Source organism: Leclercia sp. LSNIH8, assembly GCF_002920195.1.
Lineage (GTDB): Bacteria > Pseudomonadota > Gammaproteobacteria > Enterobacterales > Enterobacteriaceae > Enterobacter.
Genome location: NZ_PQJY01000005.1, coordinates 347,598 through 369,073 on the forward strand (window position 1 = coordinate 347,598; position 21,476 = coordinate 369,073).

The 21,476-nt window shown below is 57.2% G+C and carries 16 protein-coding genes; 4 read left to right on the top strand and 12 right to left on the bottom strand.

The window, feature by feature from the left end:
• Window positions 1-178: 178 nt before the first annotated feature.
• The 3 genes from kefF to folA all read left to right on the top strand — a co-directional run bounded on the left by kefF (window position 179) and on the right by folA (window position 3,161).
• Window positions 179-709: a glutathione-regulated potassium-efflux system oxidoreductase KefF gene (gene kefF / locus C3406_RS16370; protein WP_103823215.1), complete on the top strand. Its 531-nt coding sequence runs from the start codon at window positions 179-181 to the stop codon at window positions 707-709.
• Complete coding sequence (gene kefC / locus C3406_RS16375) at window positions 702-2,567, top strand: glutathione-regulated potassium-efflux system protein KefC (protein ID WP_103823216.1); 1,866 nt, start codon at window positions 702-704, stop codon at window positions 2,565-2,567. The genes kefF and kefC overlap by 8 nt, the downstream gene beginning before the upstream one ends.
• A gap of 114 nt (window positions 2,568-2,681) precedes the next feature.
• The gene (gene folA / locus C3406_RS16385; RefSeq protein ID WP_103178233.1) at window positions 2,682-3,161 is read left to right on the top strand and encodes a type 3 dihydrofolate reductase; all 480 of its coding nucleotides are present in this window, start codon (window positions 2,682-2,684) and stop codon (window positions 3,159-3,161) included.
• 44 nt (window positions 3,162-3,205) lie between these two features.
• Here folA and apaH read toward each other — a convergent pair whose 3' ends face one another.
• The 6 genes from apaH to lptD are packed head-to-tail and all read right to left on the bottom strand — an operon-like array spanning window position 3,206 to window position 9,945.
• Complete coding sequence (gene apaH, locus C3406_RS16390; protein WP_103823218.1) at window positions 3,206-4,054, bottom strand: bis(5'-nucleosyl)-tetraphosphatase (symmetrical) ApaH; 849 nt, start codon at window positions 4,052-4,054, stop codon at window positions 3,206-3,208.
• Between the two features lie 2 nt (window positions 4,055-4,056).
• Window positions 4,057-4,434, bottom strand: coding sequence for a Co2+/Mg2+ efflux protein ApaG (gene apaG, locus C3406_RS16395; protein ID WP_103178235.1), 378 nt, complete (start codon window positions 4,432-4,434; stop codon window positions 4,057-4,059).
• Between the two features lie 3 nt (window positions 4,435-4,437).
• Window positions 4,438-5,259, bottom strand: coding sequence for a 16S rRNA (adenine(1518)-N(6)/adenine(1519)-N(6))-dimethyltransferase RsmA (rsmA, locus tag C3406_RS16400; RefSeq protein ID WP_103823219.1), 822 nt, complete (start codon window positions 5,257-5,259; stop codon window positions 4,438-4,440).
• Window positions 5,256-6,242: a 4-hydroxythreonine-4-phosphate dehydrogenase PdxA gene (pdxA, locus tag C3406_RS16405; RefSeq protein ID WP_103178237.1), complete on the bottom strand. Its 987-nt coding sequence runs from the start codon at window positions 6,240-6,242 to the stop codon at window positions 5,256-5,258. The genes rsmA and pdxA overlap by 4 nt, the downstream gene beginning before the upstream one ends.
• Window positions 6,242-7,528: a peptidylprolyl isomerase SurA gene (gene surA, locus C3406_RS16410; protein ID WP_103823220.1), complete on the bottom strand. Its 1,287-nt coding sequence runs from the start codon at window positions 7,526-7,528 to the stop codon at window positions 6,242-6,244. Before surA ends, pdxA begins: the two co-directional genes overlap by 1 nt.
• 53 nt (window positions 7,529-7,581) lie before the next feature.
• The gene (gene lptD, locus C3406_RS16415) at window positions 7,582-9,945 is read right to left on the bottom strand and encodes an LPS assembly protein LptD (RefSeq protein WP_103823221.1); all 2,364 of its coding nucleotides are present in this window, start codon (window positions 9,943-9,945) and stop codon (window positions 7,582-7,584) included.
• A gap of 240 nt (window positions 9,946-10,185) precedes the next feature.
• On the opposite strand from lptD, the gene djlA reads away from it, so the two are divergent.
• Window positions 10,186-11,004 (top strand): co-chaperone DjlA, encoded by an 819-nt coding sequence (gene djlA / locus C3406_RS16420; protein WP_103178240.1) that lies wholly within the window; start codon window positions 10,186-10,188, stop codon window positions 11,002-11,004.
• Between the two features lie 42 nt (window positions 11,005-11,046).
• On the opposite strand, the gene rluA is transcribed toward djlA, so the two are convergent.
• From rluA to araB, 6 genes are all read right to left on the bottom strand, one after another.
• Complete coding sequence (gene rluA, locus C3406_RS16425) at window positions 11,047-11,706, bottom strand: bifunctional tRNA pseudouridine(32) synthase/23S rRNA pseudouridine(746) synthase RluA (RefSeq protein ID WP_103823222.1); 660 nt, start codon at window positions 11,704-11,706, stop codon at window positions 11,047-11,049.
• Between the two features lie 12 nt (window positions 11,707-11,718).
• Entirely contained in the window at window positions 11,719-14,625 is a 2,907-nt protein-coding gene (gene rapA, locus C3406_RS16430; RefSeq protein WP_103823223.1) for an RNA polymerase-associated protein RapA, read from the bottom strand.
• Between the two features lie 129 nt (window positions 14,626-14,754).
• Window positions 14,755-17,112 (bottom strand): DNA polymerase II, encoded by a 2,358-nt coding sequence (gene polB, locus C3406_RS16435; protein WP_103823224.1) that lies wholly within the window; start codon window positions 17,110-17,112, stop codon window positions 14,755-14,757.
• 154 nt (window positions 17,113-17,266) lie between these two features.
• Entirely contained in the window at window positions 17,267-17,962 is a 696-nt protein-coding gene (gene araD, locus C3406_RS16440; RefSeq protein ID WP_103823225.1) for an L-ribulose-5-phosphate 4-epimerase, read from the bottom strand.
• Between the two features lie 51 nt (window positions 17,963-18,013).
• Window positions 18,014-19,516 (bottom strand): L-arabinose isomerase, encoded by a 1,503-nt coding sequence (gene araA, locus C3406_RS16445; RefSeq protein WP_103823226.1) that lies wholly within the window; start codon window positions 19,514-19,516, stop codon window positions 18,014-18,016.
• Between the two features lie 10 nt (window positions 19,517-19,526).
• Window positions 19,527-21,236: a ribulokinase gene (araB, locus tag C3406_RS16450; protein ID WP_103823227.1), complete on the bottom strand. Its 1,710-nt coding sequence runs from the start codon at window positions 21,234-21,236 to the stop codon at window positions 19,527-19,529.
• Window positions 21,237-21,476: the final 240 nt, after the last annotated feature.

Here is a 21,476-nt window from a genome sequence, read left to right on the forward strand (position 1 = left end):
TCTGTATTTTAAATATTATAATTTCAAATTATTAATTTGATGCAAAGTATAGCCTTCATCCTGGCACGGTTTGCCAATCCTTGCTGTTAAGCCTGGCGGCGGGACTGAGCCCTTCAAACGCTTCGCTTTCCTGACTACACTGACAGTCACAACAAGAAGCAGTTTGCCCAGGTTAATCATGATACTCATTATTTACGCCCATCCTTATCCACATCATTCGCATGCGAATAAGCGAATGCTTGAACAAATAAAGACGCTGGAAGGTGTAGAGATCCGCTCGCTCTATCAGCTCTATCCTGACTTTAATATTGATATCGCTGCTGAGCAGGAGGCTATCTCCAGGGCCGATCTCATCGTCTGGCAGCATCCGATGCAGTGGTACAGCACACCTCCGTTGTTGAAACTGTGGATCGATAAAGTCTTCTCGCACGGCTGGGCGTACGGTCATAACGGCAGAGCGCTCAAGGGTAAAAGCCTGCTGTGGGCGGTGACCACCGGTGGCGGCGAAAGACATTTTGATATCGGTTCCTTCCCCGGTTTTGAGGTGCTGGCGCAGCCGCTGCAGGCGACAGCGCTCTATTGTGGGCTCAACTGGCTTCCCCCATTTGCTATGCACTGCACCTTCGTTTGCGACGACGAAACCCTTCAGGCGCAGGCGCGCCACTACAAACAACGTTTACTCGACTGGCAGGAGGCGCACCATGGATAGCCACACGCTGATTCAGGCGCTGATCTATTTGGGCGCCGCGGCGCTGATTGTGCCGGTTGCGGTACGTCTGGGGCTGGGGTCGGTGCTGGGCTATCTGATTGCCGGCTGCGTCATTGGCCCGTGGGGATTCCGGCTGGTCACCGATGCCGAGTCGATTCTGCACTTTGCGGAAATTGGCGTGGTGCTGATGCTGTTTGTGATTGGACTGGAGCTGGATCCGCGTCGTCTGTGGAAATTGCGCGCCTCGGTATTTGGCGGCGGGGCATTGCAGATGCTGGCCTGCGGTCTGCTGTTGGGCGGGTTCTGCATCCTGCTGGGCATGGACTGGAAAGTGGCGGAGCTGATCGGCATGACGCTGGCGCTCTCATCCACGGCGATCGCCATGCAGGCCATGAATGAACGCAACCTGACGGTTTCACAGATGGGACGCAGCGCCTTCTCGGTGCTGCTGTTTCAGGATATCGCTGCCATTCCGCTGGTGGCGATGATCCCGCTGCTGGCCGCTTCCGGAGCGTCAACTACCCTGGGCGCCTTTGCTCTTTCGGCCTTGAAAGTGGTCGGGGCGCTGGCGCTGGTAGTGCTGCTTGGGCGTTACGTCAGCCGACCGTTGCTGCGTTTTGTTGCCCGCTCCGGCCTGCGCGAAGTGTTCAGCGCCGTAGCCCTGTTTCTGGTCTTCGGCTTTGGTCTGATGCTGGAAGAGGCCGGGCTCTCTATGGCGATGGGGGCGTTTCTGGCAGGCGTTCTGCTGGCGAGCTCCGAGTACCGCCACGCCCTGGAAAGCGATATCGAGCCCTTTAAGGGGCTGCTGCTGGGGCTGTTCTTTATTGGCGTGGGGATGTCGGTTGATTTCGGGACGTTAGTCACCCATCCGCTGCGCATCGCGATCCTGCTGGTGGGCTTCCTGGCCATTAAAATGCTCATGCTCTGGCTGGTGGCTCGCCCGCTGAAGGTTCCCGCGAAACAGCGGCGCTGGTTTGCAGTGCTGCTGGGGCAGGGGAGTGAGTTTGCGTTTGTGGTGTTTGGTGCGGCGAACATGGCGAATGTGCTCGATCCCGAATGGGCGAAGGCGCTGACGCTGGCTGTGGCGCTGTCAATGGCGGTGACTCCGTTGCTGCTGGTGGTGTTGACCCGTCTCGACGCTGCCAACAGTGGTCAACAGCACGAGGCTGATGAAATTGATGAAGAGCAACCGCGGGTCATTATCGCCGGGTTTGGTCGCTTCGGTCAGATCGCGGGCCGTTTGTTGCTCTCCAGTGGGGTAAAAATGGTCATCCTCGATCACGATCCCGATCATATTGAAACCTTGCGTAAGTTTGATATGAAGGTCTTTTACGGCGATGCCACCCGCGTGGATTTGCTGGAATCCGCCGGGGCGCACAAGGCCGAAGTGTTGATCAACGCGATAGACGATCCGAAGAACAGCCTGCAGCTGGTTGAGCTGGCGAAGACCCATTTCCCGCATCTAAAAATCATCTCCCGCGCACGCGATATCGATCACTACATCAAGCTGCGTCAGACGGGTGTCGATGCCCCGGAGCGTGAAACCTTTGAAGGGGCGCTCAAATCCGGACGGCTGGCGCTGGAGAGTCTCGGGCTCGGGGCATATGAAGCCCGGGAGCGGGCCGATCTGTTCCGTCGCTTTAATATTGAGATGCTGGAGGAGATGGCTGAAATGGCGGAAAACGATGCCACATCACGCGCGGCGGTCGTTAAACGCACCAGCGCCATGCTGACCGAGATCATCAATGAAGATCGTAATCACCTCTCGCTGACTCAGCGTCATGGCTGGCAGGGAACGGAAGAGGGTAAGCATACCGGTGATCCGCAGGATGAGCCGGAGAGTAAACCTGTGGCGTGAAGAGGGGTTGCCAGCAAATATAAAAAATTTCCTGTTCTTTACTCTGCCGCCAGTCGACGAAAGATTAAGCTTTCCGTATAGTGGCGGCAATTTTTTGCATCCGGGAAATAATCAATGATCAGTCTGATTGCGGCGCTTGCGGTAGATCGCGTGATTGGTATGGAAAATGCTATGCCGTGGAATCTGCCTGCCGATCTCGCGTGGTTTAAACGTACAACGTTGAACAAGCCGGTAGTAATGGGTCGCCTGACCTGGGAGTCAATCGGGCGCCCGTTGCCGGGCCGTAAAAACATCGTAATAAGCAGCCAGCCCGGCACGGACGATCGTGTTGAGTGGGTTAAATCCATTGACGAAGCCATTGCTGCCTGCGGCGATGCTGAAGAGATTATGGTGATTGGCGGGGGGCGTATCTATGAGCAATTCCTGCCGAAAGCGCAGAAATTATATCTGACCCACATTGATGCTGAAGTGGAAGGGGATACCCATTTCCCGGACTACGATCCTGACGAGTGGGAATCGGTGTTCAGCGAATTCCACGATGCGGATGCGCAAAACTCCCATAGCTACTGCTTCGAGATTCTTGAACGCCGCTAATGTGGTTACTGCACCTTTCCCGCCGGGAGAGGTGCAGCGCTCTTCTACGACGCTACGGCTTCATTTTCATCCAAATCCAGATGCCGGTTCGAAGGCTGCATAAACCAGGCTTTATCTTCCCAGCGCAGACAGGTGAGTTCTCCCCCCCAGCAGCAACCCGTATCCAGCCCATAAATGCCTTCAGGCGTGCCTTTCCCTTCCAGCGATGCCCAGTGGCCGAAGACGACACTGTACTGCTCCGTTACCGGGCCAGGGATCGCAAACCACGGCTTGAGCGGCGTCGGCGCGTTTTCTGGCACATCCTTGCAGTACATATCCAGCTGACCATTCGGGAAACAGTAGCGCATGCGGGTGAAGGCGTTCGTGATAAAACGCAGACGCGCAACGCCGCTGAGCTCCATGCTCCAGTTGTTGGGCATGTCGCCATACATCGCATCGAGGAAAAATGGGTAAGAGTCGCTGGCGAGCACCGCTTCGACGTCCCGGGCACACTCTTTGGCGGTTTGCAGATCCCACTGCGGGGTAATGCCCGCGTGCGCCATCACCAGTTTTTTCTCTTCGTCGATCTGCAGCAGCGGCTGGCGACGCAGCCAGTTAATCAGCTCATCGGCGTCGGGCGCATCCAGCAACGGGGTGATCCTGTCTTTCGGTTTATTGCGGCTGATCCCGGCGTAGACCGCCAGCAGATGTAGGTCATGGTTGCCGAGGACGATCCGCACGCTGTCGCCCAGCGATTTGACATAGCGCAGGACTTCCAGCGAGCCAGGACCGCGGGCAACGAGATCGCCCGTAAGCCACAGCGTGTCTGTACCTGGGGTAAAATCCACCTGCTTTAGCAATGCGATCAGTTCATCGTAGCAACCGTGAACGTCGCCAATGAGATATGTAGACATGTTTAGTGAATGAGTGTTGGTACAGCCAGACGGAAAACAGGAATAGCAACGCGGAATGCATTGCCCTCGGTATCGACCATTTCATAATGGCCCTGCATGGTTCCCAGCGGCGTCTCAATTACTGCGCCGCTGGTATACTGATACTCTTCGCCGGGCGCAATGTGCGGCTGTTCACCCACCACACCTTCGCCCTGCACTTCAATTTCACGACCATTGCCGTTAGTGATAAGCCAGTAACGCCCCAGCAGCTGGACAGGGGTTCGCCCGAGATTGCGAATGGTCACGGTGTAAGCAAAAACAAAACGTTCTTCATCCGGTGTGGATTGAGACTCGATGTAAAGGCTTTGCACCTGAACACATACGCGGGGCGAATTAATCATGGCTTAGCTCTCCTTCGGCGGCGCATTTTCGCTGATGTAGTTAGCCAGCTTGCAGTATTGCTCTACGGAAATGTTCTCCGCGCGCATCGCCGGGTCGATACCCAACTGAGCTAACACTTCAACAGTAAACAGATTGCCAAGGCTGTTACGAATCGTTTTACGACGCTGGTTAAAGGCTTCGGTGGTGATGCGGCTCAGCACGCGCAGATCGTTGACCGGATACGGCTTCGTTTTGTGCGGCACCAGGCGCACAACCGCTGAGTCAACTTTTGGCGGCGGCGTAAACGCCGATGGCGGTACTTCGAGTACCGGGATCACGTTACAGTAGTACTGTGCCATCACGCTTAAACGACCATACGCTTTACTGTTCGGCCCTGCAACCAGTCGATTAACGACCTCTTTTTGCAACATGAAGTGCATGTCAGCAATGGCATCAGTATAGCTAAACAGGTGGAACATCAGCGGCGTGGAGATGTTATAGGGCAGGTTACCGAAGACGCGCAGCGGCTGGCCCATTTTCTCCGACAGTTCGCCGAAGTTCATGGTCATGGCATCCTGCTGATAAATAGTCAGTTTCGGCCCGAGGAACGGGTGCGTCTGCAGGCGTGCTGCCAGATCGCGATCCAGTTCGATAACGGTCAGTTGATCCAGACGCTCGCCAACCGGCTCGGTCAGTGCAGCCAGACCCGGCCCGATCTCGACCATCGCCTGGCCTTTCTGTGGGTTGATAGCCGAAACAATACTTTCGATCACAAACTGATCGTTGAGGAAGTTTTGCCCGAAACGTTTACGGGCTAAATGGCCCTGGTGGACGCGATTATTCATTGAGTATTAACAATCATTTTGATGGCGAGATTAAGCGCCGTAATAAAACTGCCGACATCTGCTTTTCCCTGGCCTGCTAAATCGAGCGCAGTACCGTGGTCAACAGAAGTGCGAATAAAGGGTAAACCGAGGGTAATATTCACCCCGCGGCCAAATCCCTGGTATTTTAGCACGGGAAGGCCCTGATCGTGGTACATCGCCAGCACGGCATCTGCATGATCCAGGTATTTCGGTTGAAACAGGGTATCGGCAGGCAGCGGCCCGCTGAGATTCATGCCTTTCGCGCGCATCTCTTCCAGCACCGGAATGATGGTGTCGATCTCTTCCATACCCATATGGCCGCCTTCACCCGCGTGGGGATTCAGGCCGCATACCAGCACGTGCGGATCGGCAATACCGAACTTAGTGCGTAAATCGTGATGCAGGATGGTAATGACGTCGCGCAGCAGATCCGGCGTAATGGCGTCAGAAATGGCTTTGATAGGCAGGTGCGTGGTCGCCAGCGCAACGCGCAGCTCCTCGGTTGCCAGCATCATCACCACTTTTGCGCTGTGCGACCGCTCTTCAAAAAACTCGGTATGACCGGTAAAGGCCACGCCGGCATCGTTGATCACCCCTTTATGGACCGGGCCGGTGATCAGCGCGGCAAATTCCCCGCTCAGACAGCCATCGCAGGCGCGCGCCAGCGTCTCCACCACGTAATGGCCATTTTCGGTGCTCAGTTGGCCGGGGATAACCGGTGTGCGTAGCGGGACAGGTAGCAGCGTTAAGGTGCCTGCTTGCTGGGGAAGGGGAGCGTTTTCTGCCTGATACGGCAGAAGCGTGAGCGGGAGATTAAGCTGTTTTGCTCGCGCTTCGAGCACGCTGGCATCGGCGCAGATCACCAGTTCGACAGGCCAGCTGCGCTGGGCAAGCTGGACGACCAGGTCGGGACCAATCCCGGCGGGTTCGCCGGGAGTGATGACAACACGATGTTGTTTCATTAGTTGCTCAGGACTTTGACGTAAGCGCTGGCGCGTTGTTCCTGCATCCAGGTCGCGGCTTCTTCAGAGAACTTACGGTTGAACAGCATACGGTACGCACGATCTTTTTGCGCCGCATCGGTTTTATCCACATTGCGGGTATCCAGCAGCTCAATGAGGTGCCAGCCGAAGGTGGAGTGAACCGGTTCGCTCATCTGACCTTTGTTCATTCTCATCAGCGCATCGCGGAAGGCCGGATCGTAAATATCCGCAGCCGCCCAGCCCAGATCGCCGCCCTGATTCGCGGAACCTGGATCCTGAGAGAACTCTTTCGCGGCGTTGGCGAAGGAGGTTTTACCGCTGCGAATATCGGCGGCGATTTGCTCCAGTTTGGTCCGCGCCTGCGTATCAGACATGATCGGGGAGGTTTTCAGCAGAATGTGACGGGCATGAACTTCCGTCACGGAGATGCTCTTGCTCTGACCGCGCAGATCGTTGACTTTCAGAATATGGAAGCCCACGCCGGAACGGATTGGCCCTACGATGTCGCCTTTTTTCGCCGTGCTCAGCGCCTGGGCAAAGATAGAAGGCAGCTCCTGAATACGACCCCAGCCCATCTGGCCGCCTTTCAGCGCCTGCTGGTCAGCGGAATAGGTGATCGCCAGTTTGCCGAAATCACCACCGTTACGTGCCTGATCGACGATGGAACGCGCCTGGCTTTCCGCCTCAGCCACCTGGTCAGAGGATGGGTTTTCTGACAGTGGGATCAGGATGTGGCTCAGGTTCAGTTCGGTACTGGCATCGTTCTGATTGCCGACCTGTTTGGCCAGGGCATCGACTTCCTGCGGCAGGATGGTGACACGGCGACGCACTTCGTTATTGCGCACTTCTGAAATCAGCATCTCTCTACGGATCTGATTACGGTAGGTCGAATAGTTGATGCCGTCATAGGCCAGACGGCTGCGCATCTGGTCCGGGGTCATATTGTTCTGCTTCGCAATGTTGGCGATAGCCTGATCGAGCTGCTCATCAGAGATCTTCACACCCATCTTCTGACCCATCTGCAGAACGATTTGATCCATGATCAAACGCTCCAGGATCTGATGACGCAGCGTGGAATCATCCGGAAGTTGCTGACCTGCCTGACCCGCGTTGAGCTTCACAGACTGCATTAAACCATCAACGTCGCTCTCAAGTACCACACCGTTGTTCACAACGGCAGCGACTTTGTCGACAACCTGTGGGGCCGCGAAGCTGGTATTCGCGACCATAGCGATACCGAGCAGCAGCGTTTTCCAGTTCTTCATACTTTTTCCATATCAATTAACCGCAAAGCGGATTACGTGTTAAATCAAGTACATCACAATGAACTACGGTACGGCAGAATCGGTGAGCGCAGCATCTGCTGAGTACCCAGACCATAGTTGGAACTCAGACCGCGCAGTTCGATGTTAAAGCCGATGACGTTATCGTACTCGCTCTGATTTTTGTCTGGATCCCAGCCGTTAAGCTTACGTTCGTATCCAACGCGAATCGCGTAGCAGCAGGAGTTGTACTGTACACCCAGCATCTGGTCTGCCGCTTTACTCTGGTTGGTATCAAAGTAGTACGCCCCCACGATGGACCAGCGATCGGCAATTGGCCAGCTGGCGACGGCACCTACTTGCGAAATACCATCTTTATATTGTGGCGCGTTCCACGTCTGATCGTTTTTGTCTTTCGGCAGCGTAGCCTGAATATACTCAGGGCTTGCATACCGGTAATTCAACTGGACCAGTCGGTCTTCATCACGGCGATATTCAATTGTGGCCGTGCTGTTCGCGATGTTATCCAGACGCGTATCGTACTGCAGACCGCCGCGCAGACCCCAGCGATCTGTCATGCGCCAGTAAGTATCTCCTGCCCAGACCAGAGAGCCGGTTTTGTCGTTTTTCTCCCAGTTGATGTTGTCATCACCCGTACGCGATTCGGTGAAATAGTAGATTTGACCAATGGAAGCGTTAAAACGTTCAACTGCAGCATCATCAAATACGCGAGTTGTGACACCGGTTGTGACCTGGTTAGCCGAGGCAATACGGTCCAGACCGCCGTAAGTACGGTCGCGGAACAGGCCGCTAAAGTCGGATTGCAGCAGGGAAGAGTCGTAGTTATTGATTTTGCTCTGATCGCGATAAGGTACGTACAGGTACTGGGCGCGCGGCTCCAGCGTCTGGGTATACCCCTCGCTCCAGTTCATGTCGCGCTCGAAGACGAGCTTGCCGTCCATTTTAAACTGCGGCAGCGTACGGTTAACGGTCTCTTCCAGATGGCTACCACTGTTCGTGTTGTACGTCTCCAGATTTTCCTGCTGATAGTGGGTCGCCATCAGCTTCACTTCGGTATCCAGACTCGCCCAGTCGTTCGATACCGGCAGGTTAATAGTCGGCTCAAGGTGAACGCGGGTGGCTTCCGGCATATCGGAATTGGTATTGACGAAATGTACCGCCTGACCGTAAATGCGGGTATCAAACGGACCGACATCATTCTGATACCAGTTGACGTCCAGCTGCGGTTCCGCACCGTAGGTACTGGCATTTTGATTGCTAAACACCTGGAACTGACGGGTTGATACCGTGGCGTCAAAGTTTTTAACCGCATAGCCTGCGCTGAAGATCTGTGTGGCGTAACCGTCGGTACTGGAACCGTATTTCGACGAGAAGTCGTTGAAATAGTAAGGGTCGCTGACTTTGGTGTAATTAACGTTGAAGCGCCATACCTGATCCATTACCCCGCCATGTTGCCAGTAGAACAACCAGCGGTGACGATCGCCCTCGGTAGGATGCTCGTCCTCAAAGACCTGATCCGATGGTAAATAGTCCAGCTCCATCAGACCCGAACCCGCCTGCGTCAGATAGCGGAACTCGTTTTCCCACATGATGTTGCCACGCTTGTGGATATAGTGCGGCGTGATCGTGGCGTCCATGTTGGGCGCGATGTTCCAGTAGTACGGCAGGTAGAACTCAAAGTAGTTTGAGGTGCTGTACTTGGCGTTCGGGATCAGGAAACCGGAGCGACGTTTATCACCCACGGGCAGTTGCAGATAGGGGCTATAGAAGACCGGCACCGGGCCGAGCTTAAAGCGGGCGTTCCAGATCTCCGCAACCTGCTCTTCACGGTCGTGGATCACTTCGCTACCTACCACGCTCCAGGTATCCGAGCCTGGCAGACAGGAGGTAAAGGTCCCGTTCTCCAGAATGGTGTAGCGGTTTTCACCGCGCTGTTTCATCAGGTCCGCTTTACCGCGCCCCTGACGGCCAACCATCTGGTAATCACCTTCCCAGACGTTAGTGTCTTTGGTATTCAGGTTCGACCAGGCTTTCGGACCTTTCAGGATGACCTGATTATCGTCATAGTGCACATTACCCAGCGCATCGACTGTACGTACCGGTTCGGCTGCGCCTTCTGGCTGTTTCTGGTGCAACTGCACTTCATCGGCCTGCAAGCGGCTGTTGCCCTGGTTAATATCCACATTCCCGCTAAACAGGGCGTCGTCAGGATAATTCCCTTTTGCGTTGTCAGCGGTGATGGTAACCGGTAGCGTGTTCGTATCACCCTGTACCAGCGGGCGATCATAGCTGGGGATACCCAGCATACATTGCGAGGCGAGATCGGCTGCCAGACCCTGTTGACTGTACAGAGCCGTAGCTATCATCGTGGCCAGAAGGGTGGGGATACGTTTTTTCATACGTTTTATTTATTGTTCCGTCATCAGTGGCTTATCGCTGGCAAACGGTCAGAGACTATCTTACTCATCATCACAGTGCCAGCGTTAATCCTGCCCGTAAACGAGCCATGGTGATAGGCTCGTTATTGAATGACGAGTATGATAATGCAAATTATAGGCGATGTCCTTCACTTGACCGTGGCCAGGCCACCGGAATGATGGCGTTGCGCTGGATCAAATCGATCACCATTTGGGGAGTATATGCAGTATTGGGGAAAAATTATCGGCGTAGCGTTCGCTTTACTGATGGGCGCGGGCTTCTGGGGTATCGTTCTGGGGCTGCTTATCGGCCATATGTTTGATAAAGCGCGCAGTCGCAAGATGGCCTGGTTCGCTAACCAGCGTGAACGCCAGGCGCTTTTTTTTGCGACCACCTTCGAGGTAATGGGCCATCTGACCAAGTCGAAAGGGCGTGTCACCGAGGCCGACATCCATGTCGCCAGCCAGTTTATGGATCGCATGAACCTGCACGGTGACTCCCGGGCGGCCGCGCAAAACGCATTTCGTATCGGTAAGGCGGATAACTATCCCTTGCGCGAAAAAATGCGTCAGTTCCGCAGTATCTGCTTCGGGCGCTTCGACTTAATTCGGATGTTTCTGGAGATTCAGATCCAGGCGGCGTTTGCCGATGGGTCGCTCCACCCGAACGAACGTGAGGTGCTGTATGTTATCGCCGAAGAGCTGGGCATTTCCCGCACTCAGTTCGATCAGTTCCTGCGCATGATGCAGGGCGGCGCACAGTTTGGCGGCGGCTATCAGCAACAGCAGGCGGGTGGAGGCGGCTGGCAGCAGGCGCAGCGCGGGCCAACCCTGGAAGATGCCTGTAATGTGCTGGGCGTGAAGCCGACCGATGAGCCGACAACCATTAAGCGCGCCTATCGTAAGCTGATGAGCGAGCATCATCCGGATAAGCTGGTGGCGAAAGGTTTACCGCCAGAGATGATGGAGATGGCGAAGCAAAAAGCGCAGGAGATTCAGAAAGCCTACGAGCTCATCAAAGAGCAGAAGGGCTTTAAGTAAGGAAGCGGTTGGCCCGGCGGCAAGGTGCTGCCGGGCAACGGATCAAAAGTCTGCCGGTGCCTTAAAGGTCATCGGCGTACCGTATTCCGGGTGGGTGATGGTGAGCATTTCCGCATGCAGTTGCAGACGCGGCGCCATCGCCCGGGCTTCCGGCGTGGCATAAAAGCGATCCCCCAGAATCGGGTGACCCAGCGCCAGCATATGCACACGCAGCTGGTGCGAGCGGCCGGTAATCGGTTTTAACAGCACGCGGGCGCTGTTGTCCTCCGCGTACTCCAGCACTTCATACTCGGTTTGCGCCGCCTTGCCGGTCTCGTAGCAGACCTTCTGCTTCGGGCGGTTAGGCCAGTCGCAGATCAGCGGCAGATCAACCAGCCCTTCCGCAGGCTGTGGATGTCCCCAGACGCGCGCCAGGTACTGCTTCTTCGGCTCACGCTCACGAAACTGACGCTTCAGTTCGCGCTCTGCCGCCTTGGTCAGCGCCACTACAATCACTCCGCTGGTGGCCATGTCCAGACGGTGGACGGACTCCGCCTGCGGAAAATCACGCTGAACGCGCGTCATCACGCTATCTTTGTGCTCATCCAGCCTGCCCGGCACGGACAACAGGCCGCTTGGCTTGTTGACCACCATAATATGCTCATCCTGATAGAGAATGACCAGCCACGGATCCTGCGGCGGATTGTAGGGTTCCATCAACATGTTTCGCTCCGCTTACTGATGCGTCACAACGATAAGGCGCAGCGCATCCAGACGCCATCCCGCCTGGTTCAGGCTCTCAAGCACCTGCTGACGATTGGTTTCAATCGCCGCCAGTTCATCGTCACGAATATTGGGGTTCACCGCACGCAGGGCCTCCAGACGAGAGAGCTCCGCAGACAGTTTTTCATCCGCCTCGCTGCGCGCCGCGTCAATCAGGGCGCGCGCTGCTTTCTCAACCTGAGACTCACCCTGCTGGAGGATGGCGTAGACATCCTGCTGCACCGCATTCACCAGCTTGCTGCCGGTATGGCGATTCACCGCGCTCAGCTGGCGGTTAAAGCTCTCAAACTCGACCTGCGCCGCCAGGTTGGTACCATTTTTGTCCAGCAGCAGACGCACCGGCGTGGCAGGCAGGAAGCGGTTGAGTTGCAGCTGTTTCGGTGCCTGGGCCTCCACCACATAGATCAGCTCCAGCAGCAGGGTACCCACCGGCAGCGCCTTATTCTTCAGCAGCGAGATGGTGCTGCTGCCGGTGTCGCCGGAGAGGATCAGATCCAGACCGTTGCGGATCAGCGGGTGTTCCCAGGTGATGAACTGGGCATCCTCCCGGGACAGCGCCACATCACGTTCGAAGGTGATGGTGCAGCCATCTTCCGGCAGGCCCGGGAAGTCCGGCACCAGCATGTGATCGGACGGGGTCAGCACAATCAGGTTCTCGCCGCGATCGTCCTGATTGATACCGACGATATCAAACAGGTTCATGGCGAAGCTGATCAGGCTGGTATCGTCATCCTGCTCTTCAATGCTCTCTGCCAGCCGCTGGGCTTTCTCGCCGCCGTTGGAGTGGATCTCCAGCAGGCGGTCGCGGCCCTGCTCCAGCTGCGCTTTCAGGGCGTCATGCTGTTCACGGCAGGTTTTGATCAGCTCGTCAAAGCCCTCGGTGTTTTCCGGCGCCGCCAGATAGCCCGTCAGCTCGTTATGCACGCTATCGTAAATGGTACGACCGGTCGGGCAGGTATGTTCAAACGCATCCAGCCCTTCGTGGAACCAGCGCACCAGCACCGACTGGGCGGTTTTTTCCAGATACGGAACGTGGATCTGAATGTCGTGCGCCTGACCAATACGGTCCAGACGACCAATACGCTGCTCCAGCAGGTCCGGGTTGAACGGTAAATCGAACATCACCAGACGGCTGGCGAACTGGAAGTTACGCCCCTCGGAGCCGATCTCAGAGCAGAGCAGCACCTGGGCGCCGCTGTCCTCTTCGGAGAACCACGCCGCCGCGCGGTCGCGCTCGATAATGGACATGCCTTCATGGAACACTGCCGCGCGAATACCTTCCCGCTCGCGCAGAACCTGCTCAAGCTGCAGCGCGGTGGTGGCTTTGGCGCAGATGACCAGCACTTTCTGGGAACGGTTGGCGGTCAGATAACCCATCAGCCATTCAACGCGCGGGTCGAAGTTCCACCAGGTGCCAGTATCGCCTTCAAACTCCTGATAAATCTGTTCCGGATAGAGCATGTCCCGGGCGCGCTCTTCCGCTGTTTTGCGTGCGCCCATGATGCCGGAGACCTTGATCGCCGTTTGATACTGGGTGGGCAGCGGCAGACGAACGGTATGCAGCTCGCGTTTCGGGAAGCCTTTCACCCCGTTACGGGTGTTACGGAACAGCACGCGGCTGGTGCCGTGCCTGTCCATCAGCATGGAGACCAGCTCCTGGCGTGCAGCGTCGGCGCCTTCACGATCGCTGTTGGCCGCCTGGAGTAACGGCTCGATATCCTGTTCGCCAATCAGATCGCTCAGGGTGTTGAGCTCGTCGTTGGAGAGGTGCTTGCCCGCCAGCAGCAGGGCAACAGCATCCGCCACCGGGCGATAATTTTTCTGCTCTTCGACAAAGAGGTCAAAGTCATGGAAACGGTTTGGATCCAGCAGGCGCAGACGCGCAAAGTGGCTTTCCAGACCCAACTGTTCCGGCGTAGCGGTGAGCAGCAGTACGCCAGGTACGCGCTCGGCCAGCTGTTCAATCGCCATATATTCACGGCTCGGCGCGTCGACATTCCACACCAGATGGTGCGCTTCATCGACTACCATGATGTCCCACTCGGCATCACAGAGGTGCTCAAGACGCTGCTTGCTGCGGCGCACGAAGTCCAGGGAGCAGATCACCAGCTGTTCGGTTTCGAACGGGTTATCGGCGTCGTGCTGGGCTTCGGCGTAGCGCTCGTCGTCAAACAGGGAGAAACGCAGGTTGAAGCGACGCAGCATCTCCACCAGCCACTGGTGCTGCAGGGTTTCTGGCACCACAATCAGCACGCGCTCGGCCGCGCCGGAGAGCAGCTGCTGGTGCAGGATCATGCCCGCTTCGATGGTTTTACCTAAACCGACTTCATCCGCCAGCAGGACGCGCGGCGCATGGCGGCGGCCAACGTCATGGGCGATGTTGAGCTGATGGGGAATCAGGCTGGTGCGCTGGCCGCGCAGACCGCTCCACGGCATGCGGTACTGCTCGCTCTGGAACTTGCGCGCACGGTAGCGCAGCGAGAAGCGATCCATGCGGTCGATCTGACCGGCGAACAGGCGATCCTGCGGCTTGCTGAAGACCAGTTTGCTGTCGAGCAGCACTTCGCGCAGCATGATGCCCGTCTCTTCGGTATCCAGTCGGGTTCCGATATAGGCGAGCAGTCCATTCTCTTCTTTTACGTCTTCAATCTTCAGCTGCCAGCCTTCATGGCTGGTAACGGTGTCGCCCGGGTTAAACATCACGCGGGTAACAGGGGAATCATTGCGAGCATACAGACGGTTTTCACCGGTGGCGGGGAAGAGGAGAGTGACCATACGCGCATCCAGCGCCACTACCGTTCCTAATCCAAGTTCGCTTTCTGTGTCGCTGATCCAGCGTTGACCAAGTGTAAAAGGCATATTTGTTCGGCTCTAATCTTTAATTGCAGGCAATAGTTCAACCACCGATCAGAAATGACGGTAATCGAATAATGGGTCCGGGAATGGAAAGGGCGCTATGGTACTGGATGGCAGCGATTTCGTCACCTGTCAAAATAGCCCCAACTGACCTGTCATCAGTGTAGCAAAGTCGTCGTCCATGAACGGTAAAATTCCCTCGGCGACGGGCTGTAGCTGGCGGGTGAGGTAGTGCTCATAGTCAAGGGGCGAACGCTGATAATCCACCGGCTCCGGGCCGCTGGTGGTCCAGACATACTTGATGGTGCCTCGGTTCTGGTACTGCGGCGCGCGCCCAAGGCGGACGTTCTCTTCATCGGCAAGCCGGGCGGCACGAACGTGGGGCGGCACGTTGCGCTGATACTCCGCCAGCGGGCGACGCAGCCGCTTGCGGTAGACCAGCTGGTCATCCAGCTCGCCCGCCATCAGGCTGGCGATGGTCTCGCGCACAAACTCCTGATAGGGTTCGCGACGAAAAATTTTCAGATAAAGCTCCTGCTGGAAACGCTGCGCCAGCGGGGTCCAGTCGGTACGGACGGTTTCCAGCCCTTTAAATACCATTCGCTGCTTTTCCCCCTCCTGGATAAGCCCGGCGTAGCGCTTTTTGCTGCCCTGATCGGTTCCCCGGATGGTGGGCATTAAAAAGCGGCAGAAGTGGGTCTCATACTCCAGCTCCAGGGCGCTGGTTAAGCCAGCCTGTTGCAGATGCGTTCGCCACCAGTCGTTCACGTAAGCCACCAGCGCCTGGCCGATGGCGGTCGCCTCCGCTTCGCTTTTCGCCCCCCTGAGCCAGACGAAGGTCGAGTCGGTATCGCCATAAATCACGTCATAGCCCTGGGATTCCACCAGCACTTTGGTCTGGCGCATGATCTCGTGGCCGCGCATGGTAATCGACGAGGCCAGGCGAGGATCGAAGAAACGGCAGGCGCTGGTGCCGAGCACGCCATAAAAGGCATTCATGATGATCTTCAGCGCCTGGGAAAGCGGTTTATTGCCGTGGCGCTTGGCCTCTTCGCGCCCGTACCAGATCTGGCTGACGATCTCCGGCAGGCAGTGTTTTTCCCGGGAGAAACGCGCCCCGAGGAAGCCCTCGGTGCTGTGCTGCTCATCCGGCTGGGCGAGCCCTTCCACCAGTCCGACCGGATCGATAAGAAAGGTGCGAATGATCGACGGATAGAGGCTTTTGTAATCCAGCACCAGCACCGAGTCGTACAGGCCGGGGCGGGAGTCCATCACATAGCCGCCGGGGCTGGCCTGGGGCGGCACGTCACCGAGGTTGGGGGCTACATAGCCCGCCCGGTGCATGCGCGGAAAGTAGAGATGGCTGAAGGCGGCCACGGAGCCGCCGTGCCGGTCGGCCGCCAGGCCATTGACCGTGGCGCGCTCCAGCAGAAACGGCATGATCTCGGTTTTGTGGAAAATCCGCGTCACCAGCTCGCAGTCTTTCAGGTTATAGGTCGCCAGGGCCGGTTTATCTTCGGCGAAGCGGCGGTCAATTTCGTCCATCCTGTCCCAGGGATTGTCGATGGATTTACCTTCCCCGAGCAGCTCCTGCGATACCGATTCCAGCGAAAATGACGAGAAGCTCCAGAAGGCGGATTTCAGTGCCTCGATGCCGTCGATGATTAAGCGCCCATTCGCCTGGGCAAAAAAGACGCCGTTTTTAAAGCCGTGCTCGCGCCACTCCAGCTCGCTGTTGCCGCGGCCGAGCAGCAGGGGGATGCGGTAGCGCTCGGCATGTTTTTGCAGAATGCGCAAATCAAACTGCACTACGTTCCAGCCGATGATGACGTCCGGGTCGTGCCGGGCAAACCAGGCATTCAGTTTTTCGATCAGCTGCGGACGGCTGTTGACGTATTCCAGCTGGAAATCGAGCCCCGAAGCGTCGCCGTTGGCCGGGCCCAGCATATAGACAACCCGCTGGCCGCAGCCTTCGATGCCGATGCAGTACAGCTCCCCGTGACGGGTGGTTTCAATGTCCACCGACGCCCATTTCAGGGGCGGACGATAGTGCGGGTTGGGTTTGAGACGGGCGTTGATCAGCCGTTCGCCCTTGGGCGTACCGTCCACCCAGACCGGGGCGGTGATAAAGCGCTCCATCAGAAAGCGTTCCGGGGGACGAACATCGGCCTCAAAGAGGGTCACGCCCGCCTCGCGCAGCAGTTTTTCATAACGCATCAGCTGGCGGTGGGCACGGCAGTAAAGGCCGTAAACCGGACGACGGTGGAAATCTTTCAGCTCAAGGGGCGTCAGCCGCCAGCCGTTTTCACCCTGCAGCAGCTGGCGGGCTTTTTCGACGTCAGGCTCGGGAATAAACGCAACGGACTCCTGGACAGGCAGGGTGACGTTTAGCGGGCCGGTATCTGTCGCCAGCCAGAATTCAACTTCGGTACCCTGGGGCGTATCCCGCCAGTGTCGGGTGAGTAAAAAGCCTTGTTGCGCCTGCGCCACGCCGTTCTCTCATAAAACAAAACCAGGCCTGATTATAGCCTGGTTAAGGTTGTTTTGCTGGGGTTTTATACAGGTGTGCTTTGCCAGATGGCGCTGCGCTTATTCGGCCTGGGAGACCTGTAGGCCCGGTAAGCGTAGCGCCACCGGGCGGGTTTTACTGCCCGTAATAGGCTTTCGCGCCGTGCTTACGCAGATAGTGTTTATCCAGCAACGTCTGCTGCATATCCGGCAGCTGCGGCGCCAGCTGGCGGCAGAAGATGCCCATATAGGCGACCTCTTCCAGCACGATGGCGTTATGCACGGCATCTTCGGCATTTTTGCCCCATGCGAACGGGCCGTGGGAGTGAACCAGCACTCCCGGCATTTGCGCCGCGTCGATCCCCTGTTTTTCGAAGGTTTCGACAATCACGTTGCCGGTTTCCCACTCGTATTCACCGTTGATCTCGGCATCGGTCATCTTGCGGGTACAGGGGATGGTGCCATAGAAATAGTCGGCGTGGGTGGTGCCGGTCGCCGGGATCGGCTGGCCTGCCTGCGCCCAGATAGTGGCGTGACGGGAGTGAGTGTGGACGATGCCGCCGATAGACGGGAAGGCCTGATAGAGCAGGCGATGCGTTGGCGTATCGGAAGAAGGCTTTTTCTTCCCTTCAACCATTTCACCGGTAGCGATGCTCACCACCACCATATCCTCGGCGGTCATCACCCGGTAGTCGACGCCGGACGGTTTAATGACGAACACGCCTGCTTCGCGGTCCACGGCACTGACGTTGCCCCAGGTCAGGGTAACGAGATTATGTTCCGGCAGGGCGAGGTTGGCTTCAAGCACCTGACGTTTGAGATCTTCCAGCATGTATCCTCCAGGAAAAAAGGCCCGCCCTGCGGCAGGCCAAAGGTTCCCCTGTTAACGTTTTGAACCGTAGTAGACTTCGTTCCAGCGCAGCGCATCTTTAAAGGCTGGCAGACGGGTGTCGTTATCAATGACCGTCAGTTCGATGTCGTGCAGTTCCGCGAACTGACGCATGTCGTTGAGATCCAGCGCATGGCTGAAGACGGTATGGTGCGCGCCACCTGCTACGATCCAGGCTTCGGAAGCGGTTGCCAGATCCGGCTGGGCTTTCCACAGGGCATTCGCCACCGGCAGTTTTGGCAGGGCGTGAGGCGTTTCAACGGCGTCGACGCAGTTCACCAGCAGGCGGAAACGATCGCCCAGATCGATCAGGCTGGCGTTAATGGCCGGGCCGGTACGGGTGTTGAAGATCAGACGCGCTGGATCGGCTTTGCCGCCGATGCCGAGATGCTGAACGTCGAGGATCGGTTTTTCATCCACGGCGATAGACGGGCAGACTTCCAGCATGTGCGAACCCAGCACCAGATCGTTGCCATTCTCGAAGTGGTAGGTGTAATCCTCCATAAAGGAGGTGCCGCCCTGCAGACCGGTCGACATCACTTTCATGATGCGTAGCAGAGCGGCAGTTTTCCAGTCGCCTTCACCGGCAAAGCCGTAGCCCTGCTGCATCAGACGTTGTACCGCCAGGCCCGGAAGCTGCTTCAGGCCGTGAAGATCTTCAAAGGTGGTGGTAAAGGCATGGAAGCCGCCCTGTTCCAGGAAGCGTTTCATGCCCAGCTCAATACGGGCTGCATCCAGCACGTTCTGGCGCTTATCACCATTCACCTGTGCCGCCGCCGTCAGGCGATAGCTGCTTTCGTACTCATCCACCAGCGCATTGACGTCGCCATCGCTGATTTCATTGACGACCTGCACCAGATCGCCCACCGCCCAGGTGTTGACGGAAAAACCAAACTTGATCTGCGCGGCCACTTTATCGCCGTCCGTTACCGCCACTTCACGCATGTTGTCACCGAAGCGCACCACTTTCAGCTGACGGGTATCCTGCTTCGATACGGCCTGGCGCATCCAGGAACCAATCCGCTGGTGCGCCTGCTTGTCCTGCCAGTGGCCAGTGACGACAGCATGCTGCTGGCGCATACGCGCGCCGATGAAGCCGAACTCACGGCCGCCGTGCGCGGTCTGGTTCAGGTTCATAAAGTCCATATCAATGCTGTCCCACGGCAGCGCCGCGTTGAACTGGGTATGGAACTGCAGCAGCGGTTTGTTGAGGATGGAGAGGCCGTTGATCCACATCTTGGCCGGAGAGAAGGTGTGCAGCCACACCACCAGACCCGCGCATTTATCGTCGTAGTTAGCATCGCGACAGATATGGGTAATTTCATCCGGTGAGGTGCCCAGCGGCTTCAGTACCAGCTTGCACGGCAGTTTTGCTTCCGCATTCAGGGCGTTTACAACATGTTCTGCGTGTTGAGTCACCTGGCGCAGGGCTTCCGGCCCATAAAGATGCTGGCTACCAATCACAAACCACACTTCATAATTATTAAAAATCGTCATTATCGTGTCCTTAATGTGTCAGGGTTGCCGTAGATTCCGGGATGTTTTTAACCGGGGCGGCGACAGGGAGATAGTGCTGCTCAGCGCTCTTCGCCCACTGCTGGTAGCGCTGATAAAGCTGTTCAAAACGTTGCGCCTGCTGCGTGCGCGGCTGCAGGGTGCTTTCCACCTTGCTCGCCATATGCTGCTGCGCTGTCGGGATGTCGGTGTGTACGCCCGCCGCCACCGCCGCGAAGATCGCCGCGCCCAGGGCACAGCACTGATCCGAGGCGACAATCTGCAGCGGACGGTTCAGCACGTCGCAGCAGGCCTGCATAATTACCGGGTTCTTACGGGCGATACCGCCCAGCGCCATCACCTCATTGACGGCGATCCCCTGTTCGGTAAAGCACTCCATAATGGCGCGCGCGCCAAAGGCGGTAGCCGCTACCAGCCCGCCAAACAGCGCCGGGGCGTCGGTGGCGAGATTCAGATCGGTAATCACCCCTTTCAGGCGCTGGTTGGCATTCGGCGTACGGCGGCCGTTAAACCAGTCGAGAACGACCGGAAGATGATCGAGGGAAGGATTCTTCGCCCAGGCGTCGGTCAACTGCGGCAGCAGCTGTTTTTTGCTCTCTGTGATCTGGGTTTTCAGTTCCGGATGGGCGGCGGCCAGCTGATCCAGCGGCCAGCCCAGCACGCGGCCAAACCAGGCGTAGATGTCGCCAAAGGCGGACTGACCCGCTTCCAGCCCGATAAAGTCAGGTACCACGCTGCCGTCAACCTGGCCGCAGATGCCTTTCACGGCGCGATCGCCGACGCTGGCTTTATCCGCTGTCAGGATGTCGCAGGTGGAGGTGCCGATCACTTTCACCAGCGTGTTGGGCTGTGCGCCCGCGCCGACCGCGCCCATATGGCAGTCAAAAGCGCCGCCGGAAATGGCCACCGTCTGAGGCAGGCCCAGGCGTTCCGCCCACTCGGCGCAGAGCGTGCCGACCGGGATATCAGCGGTCCAGGTATCGGTAAAGAGCGGGTAGTCGAGATTCTGGTTGATGATGGGGTCGAGTTCGTCAAAGAAGGCGGCAGGCGGCAGGCCACCCCAGCTTTCATGCCAGAGGGATTTGTGCCCGGCGCTACAGCGACCGCGACGGATATCCTGCGGACGGGTAGTGCCGGAGAGCAGGGCCGGAACCCAGTCACACAGCTCAATCCAGGAGACTGCCGCTTTTGCCACCTGCGGATCCTGACGGGTAACGTGCAGGATCTTCGCCCAGAACCACTCGCTGGAGTAAATGCCGCCGATGTAGCGGGAGTAGTCGTTTTTGCCTGGCTGATGGCACAAACGGGTGATGGCTTCGGCTTCTTCCACCGCGGTATGGTCTTTCCACAGCACAAACATGGCGTTCGGGTTATCGGCGAACGCCGGATGCAGCGCCAGCACGTGACCATCGGCGTCAATCGGCGCCGGGGTTGAGCCGGTGCTGTCCACGCCAATCCCGACGATCTGAGCGCGCTGCGCCTCGCTTAACTCCGCCAGTACGGTTTTGATTGCCGCTTCCATCGACTCGATATAGTCACGTGGATGATGGCGGAACTGATTGTTTGGCGCATCGCAATAGCGCCCTTCTTGCCAGCGCGGATACCACTCGACGCTGGTTGCTATCTCCTGACCCGTAGTGCATTCCACTGCCAGGGCGCGTACTGAGTCACTGCCAAAATCGAGGCCAATCGCAATTGCCATGGTGTTGCTCCATCAAAAAACAGATATGAATGAACATTAGAGAGTGAGGGGGAAAATCGTCAGGCGGGATCCGCTAATCTTATGGATGATTTTGCTGTGACATGGGAAAGTGTGACGCCGAGCAAATAATCCATGTGGACATTTCTGCCGTGGTTATAGACACTTTTGTTACCGCCGACCCGCTCGATGTTACGGATAAATCGCAACGGAAGCGTTATGATGGCGGATCTGAAAGCGGGC

Coding starts and splice junctions, on each gene's coding strand:
- kefF (WP_103823215.1), top strand. CDS start 179: ATGATACTCATTATTTACGCCCATCCTTATCCACATCATTCGCATGCG.
- kefC (WP_103823216.1), top strand. CDS start 702: ATGGATAGCCACACGCTGATTCAGGCGCTGATCTATTTGGGCGCCGCG.
- folA (WP_103178233.1), top strand. CDS start 2,682: ATGATCAGTCTGATTGCGGCGCTTGCGGTAGATCGCGTGATTGGTATG.
- apaH (WP_103823218.1), bottom strand. CDS start 4,054: ATGTCTACATATCTCATTGGCGACGTTCACGGTTGCTACGATGAACTG.
- apaG (WP_103178235.1), bottom strand. CDS start 4,434: ATGATTAATTCGCCCCGCGTATGTGTTCAGGTGCAAAGCCTTTACATC.
- rsmA (WP_103823219.1), bottom strand. CDS start 5,259: ATGAATAATCGCGTCCACCAGGGCCATTTAGCCCGTAAACGTTTCGGG.
- pdxA (WP_103178237.1), bottom strand. CDS start 6,242: ATGAAACAACATCGTGTTGTCATCACTCCCGGCGAACCCGCCGGGATT.
- surA (WP_103823220.1), bottom strand. CDS start 7,528: ATGAAGAACTGGAAAACGCTGCTGCTCGGTATCGCTATGGTCGCGAAT.
- lptD (WP_103823221.1), bottom strand. CDS start 9,945: ATGAAAAAACGTATCCCCACCCTTCTGGCCACGATGATAGCTACGGCT.
- djlA (WP_103178240.1), top strand. CDS start 10,186: ATGCAGTATTGGGGAAAAATTATCGGCGTAGCGTTCGCTTTACTGATG.
- rluA (WP_103823222.1), bottom strand. CDS start 11,706: ATGTTGATGGAACCCTACAATCCGCCGCAGGATCCGTGGCTGGTCATT.
- rapA (WP_103823223.1), bottom strand. CDS start 14,625: ATGCCTTTTACACTTGGTCAACGCTGGATCAGCGACACAGAAAGCGAA.
- araD (WP_103823225.1), bottom strand. CDS start 17,962: ATGCTGGAAGATCTCAAACGTCAGGTGCTTGAAGCCAACCTCGCCCTG.
- araA (WP_103823226.1), bottom strand. CDS start 19,516: ATGACGATTTTTAATAATTATGAAGTGTGGTTTGTGATTGGTAGCCAG.
- araB (WP_103823227.1), bottom strand. CDS start 21,236: ATGGCAATTGCGATTGGCCTCGATTTTGGCAGTGACTCAGTACGCGCC.